General features: G+C 68.9%; 17 protein-coding genes. 8 read left to right on the top strand and 9 right to left on the bottom strand.

The features are described 5' to 3' along the window. Nucleotides 1-6: 6 nt before the first annotated feature. Entirely contained in the window at nt 7-357 is a 351-nt protein-coding gene (locus SM611_RS15865; RefSeq protein ID WP_371950303.1) for a peptide deformylase, read from the bottom strand. A 734-nt stretch (nt 358-1,091) separates the two neighbouring features. On the opposite strand from SM611_RS15865, the gene SM611_RS15860 reads away from it, so the two are divergent. After that, nucleotides 1,092-1,550 carry an HIT family protein gene (locus tag SM611_RS15860; protein ID WP_371950302.1) on the top strand — a complete coding sequence of 153 codons (459 nt, stop codon included), beginning with the start codon at nt 1,092-1,094 and terminating at the stop codon, nt 1,548-1,550. Between the two features lie 6 nt (nt 1,551-1,556). Here SM611_RS15860 and SM611_RS15855 read toward each other — a convergent pair whose 3' ends face one another. Next, nucleotides 1,557-2,177: a class I SAM-dependent methyltransferase gene (locus SM611_RS15855; protein ID WP_371950301.1), complete on the bottom strand. Its 621-nt coding sequence runs from the start codon at nt 2,175-2,177 to the stop codon at nt 1,557-1,559. 1 nt (nt 2,178) lies between these two features. Beyond that, nucleotides 2,179-2,946 (bottom strand): hypothetical protein, encoded by a 768-nt coding sequence (locus tag SM611_RS15850; protein WP_371950300.1) that lies wholly within the window; start codon nt 2,944-2,946, stop codon nt 2,179-2,181. A 157-nt stretch (nt 2,947-3,103) separates the two neighbouring features. Here SM611_RS15850 and SM611_RS15845 point away from each other — a divergent pair, with 157 nt between their 5' ends. The 3 genes from SM611_RS15845 (at nt 3,104) to SM611_RS15835 (ending at nt 5,228) form a co-directional block, all read left to right on the top strand. Next, on the top strand, nt 3,104-3,775 hold the full coding sequence (locus tag SM611_RS15845) for an HIT family protein (RefSeq protein ID WP_371950299.1): 672 nt from the start codon (nt 3,104-3,106) through the stop codon (nt 3,773-3,775). A 41-nt stretch (nt 3,776-3,816) separates the two neighbouring features. Then, nucleotides 3,817-4,881 (top strand): thiamine-phosphate kinase, encoded by a 1,065-nt coding sequence (thiL, locus tag SM611_RS15840; protein WP_371950298.1) that lies wholly within the window; start codon nt 3,817-3,819, stop codon nt 4,879-4,881. A gap of 137 nt (nt 4,882-5,018) precedes the next feature. Then, nucleotides 5,019-5,228 (top strand): hypothetical protein, encoded by a 210-nt coding sequence (locus tag SM611_RS15835; protein WP_371950297.1) that lies wholly within the window; start codon nt 5,019-5,021, stop codon nt 5,226-5,228. Here the strand turns inward: SM611_RS15835 and SM611_RS15830 are convergent. From SM611_RS15830 to SM611_RS15815, 4 genes are all read right to left on the bottom strand, one after another. Beyond that, the gene (locus tag SM611_RS15830; protein WP_371950296.1) at nt 5,218-6,801 is read right to left on the bottom strand and encodes an ABC transporter permease; all 1,584 of its coding nucleotides are present in this window, start codon (nt 6,799-6,801) and stop codon (nt 5,218-5,220) included. The genes SM611_RS15835 and SM611_RS15830 overlap by 11 nt on opposite strands. Next, the gene (locus SM611_RS15825; protein ID WP_371950295.1) at nt 6,798-7,706 is read right to left on the bottom strand and encodes an ABC transporter ATP-binding protein; all 909 of its coding nucleotides are present in this window, start codon (nt 7,704-7,706) and stop codon (nt 6,798-6,800) included. Before SM611_RS15825 ends, SM611_RS15830 begins: the two co-directional genes overlap by 4 nt. Further along, the gene (locus SM611_RS15820; RefSeq protein WP_371950294.1) at nt 7,703-8,524 is read right to left on the bottom strand and encodes a MerR family transcriptional regulator; all 822 of its coding nucleotides are present in this window, start codon (nt 8,522-8,524) and stop codon (nt 7,703-7,705) included. The genes SM611_RS15825 and SM611_RS15820 overlap by 4 nt, the downstream gene beginning before the upstream one ends. Nucleotides 8,525-8,653: 129 nt before the next feature. Further along, nucleotides 8,654-9,085 carry a MarR family winged helix-turn-helix transcriptional regulator gene (locus SM611_RS15815; protein WP_371950293.1) on the bottom strand — a complete coding sequence of 144 codons (432 nt, stop codon included), beginning with the start codon at nt 9,083-9,085 and terminating at the stop codon, nt 8,654-8,656. Nucleotides 9,086-9,177: 92 nt separating this feature from the next. Here SM611_RS15815 and SM611_RS15810 point away from each other — a divergent pair, with 92 nt between their 5' ends. After that, entirely contained in the window at nt 9,178-9,498 is a 321-nt protein-coding gene (locus SM611_RS15810; RefSeq protein ID WP_371950292.1) for an antibiotic biosynthesis monooxygenase, read from the top strand. Nucleotides 9,499-9,704: 206 nt separating this feature from the next. Further along, on the top strand, nt 9,705-10,901 hold the full coding sequence (locus SM611_RS15805; protein ID WP_371950291.1) for an MFS transporter: 1,197 nt from the start codon (nt 9,705-9,707) through the stop codon (nt 10,899-10,901). Here SM611_RS15805 and SM611_RS15800 read toward each other — a convergent pair. Together SM611_RS15800 and SM611_RS15795 are read right to left on the bottom strand one after the other, a co-directional pair. Then, a complete protein-coding gene (locus tag SM611_RS15800) occupies nt 10,788-11,711 on the bottom strand; it encodes an AraC family transcriptional regulator (protein ID WP_371950290.1) in 924 nt (307 codons plus the stop codon). The two genes, SM611_RS15805 and SM611_RS15800, sit on opposite strands and share 114 nt — an antisense overlap. A gap of 110 nt (nt 11,712-11,821) precedes the next feature. Beyond that, nucleotides 11,822-12,433: a dihydrofolate reductase family protein gene (locus SM611_RS15795; RefSeq protein ID WP_371950289.1), complete on the bottom strand. Its 612-nt coding sequence runs from the start codon at nt 12,431-12,433 to the stop codon at nt 11,822-11,824. Between the two features lie 103 nt (nt 12,434-12,536). On the opposite strand from SM611_RS15795, the gene SM611_RS15790 reads away from it, so the two are divergent. Further along, a complete protein-coding gene (locus tag SM611_RS15790; RefSeq protein WP_371950288.1) occupies nt 12,537-13,106 on the top strand; it encodes a TetR/AcrR family transcriptional regulator in 570 nt (189 codons plus the stop codon). 309 nt (nt 13,107-13,415) lie between these two features. Continuing rightward, nucleotides 13,416-14,774 (top strand): pentapeptide repeat-containing protein, encoded by a 1,359-nt coding sequence (locus SM611_RS15785; RefSeq protein ID WP_371950287.1) that lies wholly within the window; start codon nt 13,416-13,418, stop codon nt 14,772-14,774. The last annotated feature ends 73 nt before the right edge of the window (nt 14,775-14,847 follow it).

Raw genomic sequence — 14,847 nt, 5'->3', positions numbered from 1 at the left:
TCAGCGCTAGGTCCAGGCTTGACCGGTACCTCGATAGTCCTCGACGGGGATCGGGTGGACGCCCTCACGCATCCGGTCGGTGTAGAGCTGCAGGACGGCTACCACCTGCCGTCCGTGCAGCCGAGTGTGGGCGACTTCCAGTTTGAGCGGACGGGGCACCAGGCCGCGGGCGTCGAAGAAGCTCGGGCAACCTTCATACTGCTCGTCGGTCTCGGCTGATGCGCTGATCACGCGGGGGTTGAGCAGCATGAGCGGTTCGGCGTCCGGGTCGGGCGGGGCGATGACGGCGGCGGCGCGGTCGATGCCGAGCTGGGGGGGCGGCCAAGCCCATGCCGAATACGTGGTGTTCTCGGACACGACCGCATCATCAGCATCCACCCCCGCGGCGACCACGACTCCGTGCCGTGGGTTGGGGATGTGAGGCAGATCGACACCGTTGGACGGCCGCTGTACTGGCCACGGTGGAACACATGTTCACCGGCTGGCGGCTGGGGTTCGCGATGTCCAGAACGGCCAGGAGCGGTGCGGGCCGGGATCCCGTCTGACGTCCGACGACCGGGCGAGGCCGACCGACGCGCGGTCCGGCAGAGTCCTGGCTTGCCCCTGGCCGCCGACACGGACCTGCGGCTCGGCCCGCACTCCGGGCTGAGAGGCCGCCCCCCGGACAAAAGATCTTCCGAGCACAAAGCGCTGCCGCCGCGGCGAAAACGCGAGACTCCCTGACCACGCACAACGCTGGCGCACCGAACGGCCGGCACCGGCCGAACCCCGGCAAGCGGTCACTATTTCACGCAGCGAAAACCTTGCAATACGAAACACCAGAGTCGTAACGTGTTCTAGTGGGCAGATACGACATTTGTGACACGGTCCACCGTAAGGATCTACCGTGACCCCGATGACTCCTGTGACCATTCACCTTCATGCAGCCATCCCAGCCGCTAACATCTGCGAAGTCTGACCGCGCATACTCTACTGCGCAATTGATCATTCAATCTTGCACATACCCATACATTCGGGCGACAGGGGAGACTCGAAACACAATGCTCATCGGGCATATGTCGGGAGAAGAGCGTCGCAGAAGACTTCGACGCTTGATCGATTTCCTCCCGAAGCGCCGCGGGCTTGCAGAGAACAAGCCCCAGCCTCGGTCTCATGAGATCGCAACCGACTGCCTCTTCTGTCAACCGGATGACCCGTCAATCAACAAGATTCTCTGCGAGAACGAGTTATTCTATGCACGCTTTGACAATTTTCCCGCCAATCCCGGACACATCGAAATAGTCCCGAGAAGGCATGTCGTCTCGTTCTTCGAGCTGGACGATCAGGAGGTCCTCAGCGCCTACAGCCTGATGCGCGCGGCACGGGGCCTCATCGACGAGAAGTACTTTCCCGAGGCGTACACGATCGGTATCAACGACGGCAAGGCGGCGGGGCGGAGCATCGACCACTTGCACATCCACCTGATCCCCCGGCACCATGGCGATGTCGATGATCCTCGCGGAGGCATTCGCCGGGCCGCGCCCAACTCCGACCCGGACGCCTGGCAATGATGCGGGCTATCGCGTCCCGACCGCGATGAACCAACCGGCACGGCCGGCGAAGCGGATCCGGACGTCGGTGAATCCCGCCGCCTCCAGGCGGCCCGCGAACGCGTCCGGATCGACGAACGTGAACCAGCGCCGCCCGTCCAGCGATCCGCCCTCCTTCCAGCCCTCCCCGTCCCCGACGCGCATGCTTATCGCCGTGATACCGCTCGGGACGAGTACGCGGTGAACCTCTGCCAGCGCGCGTTCCATTCCGGCCGATGGGATGTGGAGCAGGCTTCCCGACGCCCACACCCCGGCCACCGACTCGTCCCGGAGCGGGAGCGCCAGGGCGTTCAGCCGCAGGTAGCCGAGCGTTCGCCCCTCCTCACGAGATCGGCTGCGGGCCCATTCGAGCATGGCCGGAGCGTAGTCACCCGCGATGACCGTACGGCCGAGCGATGCCAGCAGCCGGGTGTCTCGGCCACCACCGCATCCAAGGTCAAGGACGGGCATGGGATGAGGAGCGAGCCGCGCGAACTCGACGACCTCCGCGCGTAGTCCGGGAAACCTGTCGTAGTCCTCGGAGGCTTCGCCATAGGAGTTCGCATTGGCGTCGTAGCAGCCGCAGGTCTGACGGGTGATATCGCCCACCTCAGACATTCTCGAACCCATCCTCCCCGACCACGAAGCTCAATGCGTTGAGGATATGCCAGATGCGCGGCGCGTCGAGGGCATCGTGACCATGCGATACATCGAAGCTGACGCAGCCCGCGAACCCGGAACGACCGTTTCTGATCGGTGTGGCGAAGACCGCACCGCGATGGCGGTAGCGCTGGAACTCCTCCCAGCCGAACCCCATCACGGAATCCGCACCCTCCTGTGCCCGATATGAGGAAAATGCGGCCTCGTCGACCAGGTCTCGGGCGAGCCTCGCCACATCGACGCTTACTTCCTGATCGAGCTTCCAACATAGTCCCACGACGCCGACACCGGGGGTCGGGCGAATCCTGCGAGTCGCCGGTGACGCGCCGAGGCGGTACGTGGCCACGCGCGTGAGCTCACCGCGAAGCGGATGCCGGTGATTGCGTTTCCGTTGCCAGATGTGCAGCCCTGGATCGCTCACCGCGATCTCGGGTGTCACCGATCTGCACACTTCGATCAGTTGCCCGAATGCGGTGAGGACATGCCTGCGCATGACCAGACGGCGCTCGACGCGGAGACGCTGAGACCATGACTCGCAGGGGGATACGACGCCGAAGAACCCGGCGGTCAGGATCAAGACGATCAAGACGTACGAGTATTCACGCTCGACATCTTTCCATAACTCGGCCGAGGGGAAGCCGTACTGCTTGCCGGCGAGCAGTACCGTTGCCACCAGCACGATTGAGCGGTCTACGGTACGTGCTGCCGCCATCTTCATCTACCGCTCATCCCCGTTCGGCACACCGCAATCCCGCCGCACCCTTGCCAGACCATACCCGGGACGAGTAACAATATGGCTGCCGACTTCGCGCGGCCATATTTTGGTCAGTCAAAAAAAGCAAATAAGCCAGTCCGAATTGCGGTCGAGGTGATCCGTGACCGAACGAGACTCTTGTGCCGGGTCCGATTTCTGTCAAGAGCTCGCCGGGGTCGAGCACGTCACCTTCCATCGCATCTACAGCGGATCCCCGCCGGGAAGGATCATCGGACGCGGCAGCACCCTCGCGCTGCTCGCGGATATGTCGCCACTGACCTGGGGACATCTGCTCCTGGTACCGACTGCCCACTATGTCAGTTTTGGTGCCGTGATGTGCGACCACGCCGAAGACGTGGCAACGACACTTAAGCGGATAGTCCCACTATACGCGGCAAGTTTTGGCGATCCGGTCTTCCTTGAGCATGGTTCAACAATGGGAATGGAAGGCTCCGCATGCGTCACCCACGCCCATATTCACCTCCTTCCCCTCCCGTCCAGGGAGGTCAACGCGCTGATGGCGAGGGATGGTCTGGCGCCGACCGCCCTGGGCGGTCTAGCCGATCTAGAACAGTTCGGATATGACGATCGCCCATACTTCTATTGCGGGGACACGGTCGAACACCAGGTGTACGCTGCGGTACAGGCGAGGCCCCGCCAATATCTGCGATCAGTTGCAGGGAGAATTCTGGGCATCCCGGACCCGGAGTGGGACTACGCAGTCGTCGTCCGAAAAGACGTCCTGATGGCGACGATGAGAGAGACTGCGCGTTGGAGGCTTTCGCTGCCTTAGCCATTGACACCCCGCGAAAGGTTGAGGATGGGATGGGTTCTATGCAGAGCACCGGCACCGCCTCCGACGAGCCGACGCGGCTGGCCGACATCATCGCGCCCATGTTCGGAGGGCAGTCAGGATGGTCGCAGCGGCTGCAGAACGGAGTCCAGGCCGAACTCATCGCGGGCGCCGACGCCCAAGACGATTGCGCGGTCTTCGGAATCGACGGCCCCATGGAGATCGTCGTCGGATCGGACTACGTCCGCGGACCGAAATTCCAGCTGTACGAACTCGGCCACCTGTCGAACTACGACATCGGCTACTACCTGGCGATGGCCAATCTCAGCGATATCGCCGCCATGGGCGCGCTGCCGATCGCGCTTCTGACGGTCGTCCGTTACCCGCGCTCACTGCCGGACGACGACTTCACGGCCCTCATGGAAGGGATTCGCGACGCCTGCCGGCAGGTGGGCACGCCCAACGTCGGAGGCGATATCGGCAGCGCGGAGAGGATCATCCTGTCCGCGTCCGCCATGGGCATCGTCGAGCGAGGCGGATCACTGCTGCGGACCGGTGCCCGCGCGGGAGATCGCCTCTGCGTCACAGGGCCGACAGGGGTCGCGGCGTCCGCACAGCGCTATTTCGGCGGTCTCGACCGCGGCTCGGCGAAGCTCCCGCCGGCCGAGGAGGAAGCGCTGATATCCGCATGGCGACGTCCCCAAGCGCTCGTCCGGGAAGGGCGCTGCCTGAGCACGAGCGGTGTGGTGACGAGCTGCCAGGACACCTCCGACGGCTTGAAGGCCGGCGTCCAGTCGCTGGCCGCCGCCGGTGGCGTCGGTTTCGTGGTCGAGGAGAGCGCACTCCCCGTCGCCGACATCGTGGCGGAGGTCGCACGGCTGACCCACGGTGATCTCACCTCGGTCGTCCTGGGCGACTCGGTGGACTTCCAGCTGGTCTTCACCGTCGCGGAAGACGGAGCGTCGCAGCTCTCCAAGATCTTCGCGGACGCCGGTCTCCACTTCTGCGACATCGGCTACGCCACCGAGGAGCGCGAGGTACGGCTGAGGCGCGCGGACGGCCGGGAGGAAGAACTCCCCGGCGTTCCCTGGCGCCACGCCACCTGAGCCGACCTGAGGCCGGTGTTACGTTGGCCGCGCCCGGCAGCGACCCATAGGACAAGGGAGTCCGATGGCCGATGAGTACCCCGAGTTCCACAGGAAGCGTGGGGCCTCGGCGCACCTGGCTGGTTCGGGGGTCGAACGTGACCGGGTCCGACCTCGTCCAGGCGATGTGGCTACCGGAGGGGCGAGTGAGCCTCGCGGCGACACGGCTGCGGCGCGATGGTGTCAAGCAGGGGATGAGCAAGGACGCGCTGCGCGGTTTCGTGGAGGAGGACTACGAGACCACCGCGTCCTGCAACCAGCGGCGCGGGCCGCTCGGCGAAGCCGACCGACTACCCGCTAGCTGGTGACGATGTCGCGTCGGGTGATGCCGGCGACACCGAGCAGGGTCGCGGCTGTTGCGAAGGTGAGCAAGATGAGCAGCCCCCGGATGTTCGCGTTAGGGGCGGCGATGTCTGGTACATGCTGAAAGATGCCGAGGTCGCGGACGCTTCGCGGCACGCCGAGCAGCTGTCCGAGCAGCGCGAGCGTCGCGCTGGTGACGAGCGGGACCCACGCAAGCCAGCTCAACCGCGGCCAGCGGCCGACCAGAAGGGCCGTCCATCCGGCCATCGCCATCGCCGCCGGCCACTGGCCGGCGATGTAGCCGAAGGACCGCCCGGCAACGTCGGTGCCGTCGATGACCGACGGCGCGACCAGCGCGCTGAGGGCGCCGGTCGCGACGAGGATGGCCGCGGTCCCCAGGGCGGTCACGGCCACCTGCGCGGCCAGCGGCGCCCAGCGGCGGATTCCGGCCGCGAGCAGATGGTCGGTCAGGCCACCGGTTTCGTCGCGCCGGCTCCTGAGCACGGACAGCACCGCGAACGACGAGGCCACCATGCCGACAACCGTTCCGCAGTACGCGAAATAGCCCGCGACCGGATCACCCGCGCCGAGCTGTGCGCCAAGAAAACCGCCGACGTCGCCGCCCTGGCTCTGGTCGACGACGCCGGAGCCCATCGCGGAGAACAGCGTTCCGATAGCCGCCACCGCGACCGTCCAGACGGCGACCGGCTGACGGGCCAGCCGCGCGGCAAGCCCGAGGCTGGAGCGGATGGTCAGGTGCGACTCGCGCCGGTCGCGTCGGCGGAGCAGGCCGGCGCGGTACTCCCGCCGATCGTGCAGTACCGTGGCGAGCCACGCCAACGCCAGTGCCGCGAGGAGATAGGTCGCCAGCACCCACCAGCGGCTGCCGGTGAAGGGTCGCACGGTCGCCCGCAACCCGAGCGGGCTCAGCCAGTTCAGCCAACCGACGTGCTGGGTGTCGGCGATCGAACGGACGCCGAAAGCGGTGCCTACAGCGGCGAACCCCAGGATGCGTGCGCCGCCGGCAGTGGGCACGACCTGGGCGAGCACCGCTGCGAGCACCGCGACCAGCAGGAAGGTCAAGCCCACGACCGAGCCGAATGCGGCGGCACCCGGCCAGGTGATGGCGTCGACCCGGCCGGTGTGCAGGCCGGCCGCGACCGTGCAGCCGACGGTCAGGACCGCCGCCACCAGGGCCAGGATGGCGAACGCGCTCCGCAACGGCACCCGCGGGCCGACACCGCAGGCGCGCACCAGCTCCAACGTGCCATCGTCCTCGGCCGCGCGGGTCAGCGCGACCGCGACCAGGACCGCCATGATCGCCGCGAGGATCGTGGCGAAGGCGCCGATCTCCCAGGCGAACATCTGCGCCGGGGTTCCCGGGTCGGGCAGGTTGCCGTACAGCAGGATCGTGGCCGGGTTGTGCTGGGCCAGTTCGACGGCGATCCGCCGCTGTTGCGGGGTCGGGTAGGTGGACTGGTAGGCCGACACGGTGGCGCCGGCCAGCGCGATGAGCAGCACCGACCAGGACGTGATCAGCACCCGGTGTCGGCGGATCATGAGCCGCGTCAGGATCACGGGGCGACCACCTCGTAGTGGCGCAGGAACAGGTCTTCCAGCTTCGCCGGTGTGCAGGTGATGTCCTGCGCGTGCGCACCGGCGAGCACACCCAGGACGGCCGGGACCTGCGGACGCGGCACGCTCAGGCGCAGGTCGCCGTCCCCGGCCACCGGTTCGGTGAGGCCGGCCGACCGCAGTCCCTCGGCGACGGCCGGGACCTGACCGGCGGGCAGCTTGGCGGTGATCTTGGAGGCGGCGACATGACGCATGTCGGCCAGGCGCCCCGACTCCACGAGCCGGCCGTCCTTGATGATCGTCACCGACTCGCACAGCGTCTCGGCCTCAGCGAGAATGTGACTGGACAGCAGGACCGTACGCCCCGCCGCGGCAGCCTGCCGGACGCACTGCTGGAACAGCTCCTCCATGAGCGGGTCGAGGCCGGAGGTCGGCTCGTCCAGCACCAGCAGGTCGGTCGGGGCGGCGAACGCGGCGACCAGGATGACTTTCTGTCGGTTGCCTTTGGAGTAGGTGCGCACGGTCTTGCCCGGGTCGAGGGCGAAGTCGGCCATAAGTCGTCGTTCAGCCGCAGAGTCCCGCCGGCCGCGGAGCCCGGCCAGGGCGTCGAGTACCTCCTGGCCGGTCAGGTTCGGCCACAGGTTCACCTCGCCGGGCACGTAGGAGATCCGCCGGGTGATCTCGGCCGCGTGGACGGCCGGGTCGAGACCGAGGACCCGGACCCGGCCACCGGCGGCGCGGTACAGCCCGAGCAGCACCCGGATCGTCGTGGACTTGCCGGCACCGTTCGGGCCGAGGAAGCCGTGCACCTCACCGGTCCGAACGAACAGGTTGAGGCCGTCGACGGCTGTGACGGTGCCGAACCGTTTGACCAGTTCCGTCACCTCGATGGCGTGGTCCTGTGTCACTGGGAGCGTGCCTCCTCGATCATGGCCAGGATGGCGTCGGTGATCGCACGTGTCCGGCGGCGATCGTGGTCGGGGGTGAACCGCACGTACAGGTCGGCGGCCCGTCGGGCGATATCCAAGTCGACCGACCGGGCCACCCGCGGCAGGTCCGTGCCCAGATGCCGACGCAGGCGGGCCACCTGAGCGGAGGCCATCTGCTCGATCTGCTCGTCCGTCGGGACGGATGCCGCGACGGACCGGGCGGCGGCCTGGCCGAAGAGTTCCAGGCTTTCGGTCAGCTGCGCGTCGTCGAAGCCCTGGTAGAAGATGTCCACCTCGGGCGGCAGGTCGCCGCGGTAGTACGCCAGCTCCAGGAAGTCACGCTCACGCCGGATCTCGCGGCGAACCGTTTCGTCGCCGGCCCGCTGCTCCAGACCCTGGTAGAAGTGCGCCATCGCCGGCGGCATCGGCGAAAGGTGGTCGTCGTGCTCGACCGAAGCGACGAGCCGGCTGACCCGGTCACGCTGCACCCGAAGCTGCTCCAGCTGATCGTCGAGCGCGGCGAGGGTGGCACGCAGATCGACAAGGACCGAGTCGCGGACGGCGTCAGCCGAGCCGAGACCCGGGCCATCCGGTGACCGCAGAATGCCCGCGATCCTCGACAGCGGCACACCAGCCTGCGTCAGCCAGCGGATCCGGGCCAGCCGAGCCACATGCACCAGGTCGTAATCCCGGCACCCGTCACGAACCGGAGGCACCGGCAGTAGATCAATCCTGTGGTAGTACCGGATCGCTCGCACGGTGGTGCCGGCAAGCTCGGCCAGTTCCTTGATCCGCACGCCCACAATTCTCAGGTGTGACGTAACGTCACAGTCAAGCAGCCGACCCCCGCGCAGCGGGCGGCGTCATGGTTCGGCTGGGACGTCGCCGAGGTCGAGCCGGTACCAGTCGGCGTGCGTGAGGCTGGGTCACCGGGTGGTCTCGTTCGTCGTGATGTCCGTTGTCTGTGCCGACAGCATGTGGATGAGCTGGTTGATGGTGGTTCGCGCTTGGTTGAGGCTCCCCGGGTCGAGGTCGGTGTCGGCGAGGAGCTGGCTGCGGTGACGGCGTCCGGCGGCGTCCAGGCGCGCCAGGGTCTGGCGGCCCGAGTCGCTGAGGTGGACCAGGGGAGCCCGCCCGTCATGGGGGTTGCCGGTGCCGACGACCAGCCCTGCGGCTTTGAGTTCGTTGACGACTCGTTGGACACTCTGCCGGGCCAGTCCGAGCCGCCTGGCGGCGCTCGACACCGTCATCGGCCCGTCGCTCAGCACGCTGAGGACGTGCCAGCGCGCGGTCGACTGCCCCTCCGCGCGGGCGATGTCTTCGGAGGTGTGCCGAGACAGCCCGGCCAGCTGGTACACGTCGGCGATGAGAAGGCGGTACGCCTCGACCGTTGCCGATGATCCTCGGGAAACCATAGAATGACAGCATACTGTCGAAATCGGGAGCGGCGATGATCCTTCGACTCTGGCGGGGCTGGACGACCGCCGAGCTGGCCGACAGCTACGACGAGATCCTCAACACCGACGTGGCACCGGGCATCCTGGCCAGGAATCTCGACGGCCTGCGCTCGTTCGACGTCTGGCGGCGCCGTCCCGCCGAGCAGACCGGCGAACACGAATTCCTCACCGCCATGGTCTTCGACGACATGGCCGCCATCGAACGATTCGCCGGCGGGCCCACCCGGTCCTACGTACCACCCCAGGCACGCGCCGTACTCACCCGATTCGACCTTCACTCCCAGCACTACGACCTGCGGCAGCGACACCACTGACACCTGGCGGCGCGCCTTTGCTCCAGGTGACCGTCCTGGGGTACAGCCGGTCGTCCAGAGGTGGTTCTACGTGCGCGATCGGACTACACCGACTCCTGACGACGATCCCGCATCGTCGATCGCGTACGGCGCAGACCGGTCACACGATCAACTGTGCGCGTCACGCGATCAACTGCGGCGGCGCGGATCAGGCGAGGCTGGACGGCATGTCAACGCCCCAGTCCTCGCCGCCGTCCACCGGCACTCCGCCGCCCGAGTCCAAGGCACAGTCCGGCGGCTCGACGAACTGGTCGCCGATCGTCGCGCTCGCCGCCGGGATCGCGGTGCTCGTCGGCAGCGAGTTCCTGCCGGCGAGCGTGCTGCCCGCGATGGCCGCCGACCTCGGGCTCAGCGAGGGCACCGCCGGCCTGGCGGTCGCGGCGACCGCGGTCGCGGGCGCGGTCACCGCCCCCAGCATCGCGGTGCTGCTGCCGCGGACCGACCGGCGCACGGTCCTGACCGGGCTGCTGGTCGCGGCGGCCGTCTCGAACCTGGCGGTGGCGGTCGCCCCCGGTTTCGCCGTCCTGCTCCTCGGTCGGCTCGTCCTCGGCGTCGCCATCGCCGGGTACTGGTCGTTCGCGTTCGGCGCCGGAACCCGCGCCGTCCCGGGACGCGACAGCGTGGTCTCGACGTCCATCGCGCTGGGCGTCACCCTAGCGACGATCGGCGGCGTCCCGTTGGCGTCCCTGCTCGGCGACGCGGTCGGCTGGCGGCTGGTGTTCGGCGTCGCGGCGGCCCTCGGCATCGCCGCTGCCGTGGCCGTGGCCGTGACGTTGCCGCCGGTACCCCCGCACCCGGCCGCCGGAATGGCGATGCTGCGGGCGGCGCTCGCCAACCGGTGGCTGATGGCCGGGGTGCTGGGCGTGGTCCTGGTCGCGTTCGGCAACTTCGCCGCCTACCCCTTCATCCGGGTCGCGATCGAGGACGTCGACACGGGCGCCACGGTATGGCTGCTGCTGGCCTGGGGCGTGGGCGGGATGGCGGGCAACCTCGCCGCCGGGCGGTTCGCCGGACGGCTGCGCGTGGTGGTCACCGCGGCCCCGCTGCTGCTGGCCGGCGGTCTGCTGGTCACCGCGACCGCGCCGCCCCTGCCGGTGCTGGCCGCGGGGGTCGTCGTGTGGGGCGTGGGCTTCAACATGGTCCCCGTCGCCACCCAGCTGTGGGTGACCCGCGTCGAACCCGAGCGCGTCGAGTCGGCCCTGTCGTTGCAGGTCACCGCGTTCCAGGTGGCGATCACGCTGGGGTCGGCGTCAGGAGGCGCGCTCCTGGACGCCCGCGGCGTGCAGGCGGCCTTCCTGCTCGGCACGGGGTTCGCCGCGGCGGCCGGGCTGCTTTTCGCCGCGCTGCGCGTCCCGCGCGGGTGAGGGCTCCCGCCACGCCTGCGGCGCGACGCCGTGGTGGGACGAGAACGCCCGGCTGAATGCGGCGGCGGAGCCGTATCCGACGGCGGACGCGATGTACTCCACCGGACGCGAGGGGTCCGCGAGCAGCCGGCGCGCCTCCCGCATGCGGATCTCCCTGAGCACTTCCGCGGGTCCGCGGCCGAGTGCGCGGCGGAACCGCTCGCCCAGGGCGGAACGCGACAGGTGGACCAGGCGGGCCATCCCCTCGACGGTCCACGGCTCGGACGGGCGGGCGGTCACGGCGGCCACCACCGCGGTGACGGCCTCGTCCGGAGGTCCGGCGTCGCCGCCCTGGTCCTCCCACCAGGAGGTGGTCATCGCCGCGCCGATCAGGTTGCCGTAGCTGGCGGCGAACAGGGTCGGCCGGCACGCACGTTCGAGCGGGCACTGCGTGACGAGCGCCATGACGCCGCCGTGCCGGGTGCCGAAGCCGCGGACCACCAGCGGGCTGGGCAGCCGACGGGCCGGGACGGCCATGCGCAGGTCCGCCACGACCAGGGCGGACTCCTCCTGCCGCTCCGACGCGGTGAGCCGGTGAGCGGTGCGGGCGTCGATGAGGACGGCGTCCCCCTCGGCGAGCGTCTGCGCCTCGAACGCCGCCTCAAGCGTGAGCTCGCCCGCCAGCACCAACGCCCACAGCGGGGCCGGCGGTTCGGTGAGCACCGCGCCCGCCGGCAACTGGACGTGGTCCATGCCCGACATCTCCCACGCCGGTTCCGGGGAGGACGTGCCGACGTCGTCTGCCCGCGAGATATCCACGATGTTCGCCACGTGAGCTGAAGCAGATGAAAGACGGCGGCCTATTCCCGCGCGTGCCGGATGGCGTCTAAAGGAGAATGGCGTCTTCGACAGGACGTGTGGCCCGTGACTTGGATGTGGCCTCACTTGCCGGCGGTGGGGTCGGCGGGTCGGTCGTAGGTGAGGAACGCGGCGCCGCTGCCGAGGACGGTGTGGTCGGTCAGCTCCCAGGTGCGCGGGTCGAAGGCGGCCGTGCGGGAGAAGAGCGGGATGCCGGTGCCGATGGTCAGCGGGCCCACCTTGAGGACGAGCCGGTCGATCTCGCCGTACAGGGCGCCGGCGAGTTCGCCGCCGCCGACCAGCCAGATGTCCTTGCCGTCCTGACGCTTGAGTTCCCGGACCTTCTCGGCGGGGTCGGTGGCGACGAGTTCGACGGCGGGGTCGGGGCTTTCGGCGAGGGTCCGGGAGAAGACCAGGTGCCGCAGGTGCGGGTAGGCGTCGGTGATCCCGGCCTTCAGTCCGATCTCGTAGCTGCGGCGTCCTTCCAGGACGGTGTCGAAACGGGTGCCCTCGGCGGTGACCGATAGCGCCGCCCGTGCCGGCCCGGGGAGGGTCTCGGGGTAGTTGGCCACGAGGTGCTCGATGTAGTCCGCGGGGACGGGCCAGAAGCCGTCCGGGCCGGTGGGGTCGGCGCCGTCCGGGCCGGCGATGAAGCCGTCGAGGGTGGTGGCGATGTAGTAGACGAGCTTTCGCATGGAGACTCCCTCTGATCACTGCGATCGTAGTACTGTGATTGAAGTGGTTTGAACGTTAGTACTGCACTTGCAGTGGTGTCAATCGTCCTTCGCGGAGGTCTCCATGCGACAGAACCCGACCCGGCGCACGGCGCTCCTCGACGCCGCCATCGACGTCCTGGCCCGGGAGGGCTCACGCGGTCTGACGCTGCGCGCGATCGACAAGCAGGCGGGCGTGCCCACCGGCACCGCCTCCAACTACTTCGCCAACCGGGACGAGCTGCTCGCCCAGGTGATGCGGCGCACTCGGGAGCGCCTCACCCCCGACCCCGAGGCGCTCGCCGAGACCATGGAGCGGACGCCGTCGCACGAGCTGGTCGCCGAGCTGATGCGCCAGTTGCTGGCCCGGATGCGCGGCGACCGCGCCGGCAACCTCGCCATGCTTGAGCTTCGCCTGGAGGCCACCCGCCGCGCCGGCCTGAACGCCGAGCTCAGCGGGTTCCTCACCGAGGAGCACCGGGAGGTCGTCGACTACCACGTGAACGCGGAGCTGCCCGGGGACCGCACCGGCGTCGCCCTGCTCTATTTCGCCATGTCCGGACTGATCGTGGACGACCTCACCGCCCCCGCCCTCCTGGAGCCCTACTCGACCGACGACCTCATCGAGCAGATGGTGAACCGTCTCCTCCGCTGACCTCGCGGACGGGCGCCCCGCTCCGCGTCCCCCGGGCCCTCGACGACGACAAGCTCGAAGCGATCGACGCCGCCTCCGGCGACGGGCCCTGAACCCGTGGACCGGGAATGTCCGAGGCGGTCGTCAGCGGCTCTAACGCTGCCGAGTGCGTCGAGCTGGCGGACGTGGCCGGTCCTTGATGGCGTGCGCCGGCGTGAATGATTGTTTAGGGCTGCCGGAATTGAAGGTGGGCGCGGAAGGCGTTCGACCGGGTGGAGTGGTATTGCCTCGGGCATGGATGTGCGGCGCGTCCCGTGATAGGGAGCGAGTATGGCCCTTCCTCGCCCGTTGAATACGCAGCTCTATGTCAACCCGAGTGTGGTCGGCCTGGACATCAGACGGCTGGTCGCTCGCCTGCCTCGTTGGGCGGGGCGGCGGGCCACCGAGCCGGCCGACCGGCCCCGTGCCGAGGCGGCGATTCGGGGACTGTACGGACTGGTCGGCGCGCCGCAGCCGCGGCTGGTTTGGATCGACTCTCCTCGCGATGACTCCGAATGGGACTGGAGCGGGTACGGCGCGCCGAACCCCAAGGCGATCGCGGCCGCTCACGGTGAGCCCGAGCCGGGCGAGTTCCTCCTGTACCTGCTCAGTGGTGGTCAAGCCAAGAAGGGCGGCCGGCTCGGTCGCAAGCGTCGGCGGGCGATCTGGGATCGCAGGCTGGCGCTGTGGGAAGAGCTCGTCGAGTCCTGCGGCGGCTGGTGGCCTTTCGAGGACGTCTGCCTTGTGTGCGAGCGCCCCGCCGAGGTACGTCTCGCCGACGCGCCGCGGGCTGGGGAAGAACCGCCTCCGGTGCTGCACTGCCGGACGGGACCGGCCATTCGCTACCGCGACGGTTTTCAGCTGTATGCGCTGCATGGCAAGGTCGTCCCTGCGGACGCGATCACCGGCGAGGGGACGGGGTCCGGTCGGCCGTCCCGCTCGCCGGGGGACCTGGCCGCGCTGATCGAGGGCGGTAGCGCCGAGACCGTGGCCCGCCTCGTCGGCAAGGACTTGCGCGGCGCCGACCTGCGGGGCGTCCGGTTCCCCGCGGGCGCCGACCTCACCGGAGCCGACCTCAGCGGAGCCGATCTGCGTCATGCCGATCTGTCCGAGGCCGACCCGAGCCAGGCCGGGCGCATGGGGGCCCAGTTCACCGGCTCCACACTCGTCGGGGCGGATCTTCGCGACGCCGAGTTCGGCATCGTCGGCGATTTCATCGGCGCCGACCTGACCGATGCCGACCTGAGCGGTGCCGGTCTCGGCGGCGCCCCCGAGGTCGGCTTCTGGTGTTTCCACGACGCCAAACTCGTGCGGACCAAGCTCATCAGCGCCCATATGGTGGGGGCCATTTTCACCGGCGCCGACCTTACCGGCGCGGATTTCTCCAAGGCCCTCCTGGGCTACATTTCTGGTCCGCTTCACCAGAACCACGCACTGCACCATTTCGCTCGGTGCACGTGGGACTCCACGACGAAATGGCCGAACGCGGACTGGGCCGAGGCCGTCCGCAAGGTGTCCGATCCCGTTGACGGCCGGGGAGCGTTCCGGGTACGCGAAAAGCCTCCACCCCCTCCGGCGGCACGACAGGAACCCTTCCCGCAACCGAGCGCCCTTCCGGACGGCGACCCCTTCTTCGATTTCAACCGCTGATCGGGGGCCGCGGAGGGCGCCCGCCCGCCGAGACCGGCCCGCCCGGCCGGCGTCCGCGCGGGCGCGGGCTCCG

It is taken from the genome of Actinomadura monticuli (genome assembly GCF_041463655.1).
Classification (GTDB): domain Bacteria; phylum Actinomycetota; class Actinomycetes; order Streptosporangiales; family Streptosporangiaceae; genus Spirillospora; species Spirillospora monticuli.
The sequence above is the reverse complement of the archived record's forward strand: the minus strand, read 5'-3'. Positions and strand labels throughout refer to the sequence as shown.

What these genes read in the sequence shown, in the direction of transcription:
- SM611_RS15790 (WP_371950288.1), top strand. Translation starts at nt 12,537, where the DNA reads ATGCGACAGAACCCGACCCGGCGCACGGCGCTCCTCGACGCCGCCATC.
- thiL (WP_371950298.1), top strand. Translation starts at nt 3,817, where the DNA reads ATGCAGAGCACCGGCACCGCCTCCGACGAGCCGACGCGGCTGGCCGAC.
- SM611_RS15810 (WP_371950292.1), top strand. Translation starts at nt 9,178, where the DNA reads ATGATCCTTCGACTCTGGCGGGGCTGGACGACCGCCGAGCTGGCCGAC.
- SM611_RS15795 (WP_371950289.1), bottom strand. Translation starts at nt 12,433, where the DNA reads ATGCGAAAGCTCGTCTACTACATCGCCACCACCCTCGACGGCTTCATC.
- SM611_RS15850 (WP_371950300.1), bottom strand. Translation starts at nt 2,946, where the DNA reads ATGAAGATGGCGGCAGCACGTACCGTAGACCGCTCAATCGTGCTGGTG.
- SM611_RS15805 (WP_371950291.1), top strand. Translation starts at nt 9,705, where the DNA reads ATGTCAACGCCCCAGTCCTCGCCGCCGTCCACCGGCACTCCGCCGCCC.
- SM611_RS15785 (WP_371950287.1), top strand. Translation starts at nt 13,416, where the DNA reads ATGGCCCTTCCTCGCCCGTTGAATACGCAGCTCTATGTCAACCCGAGT.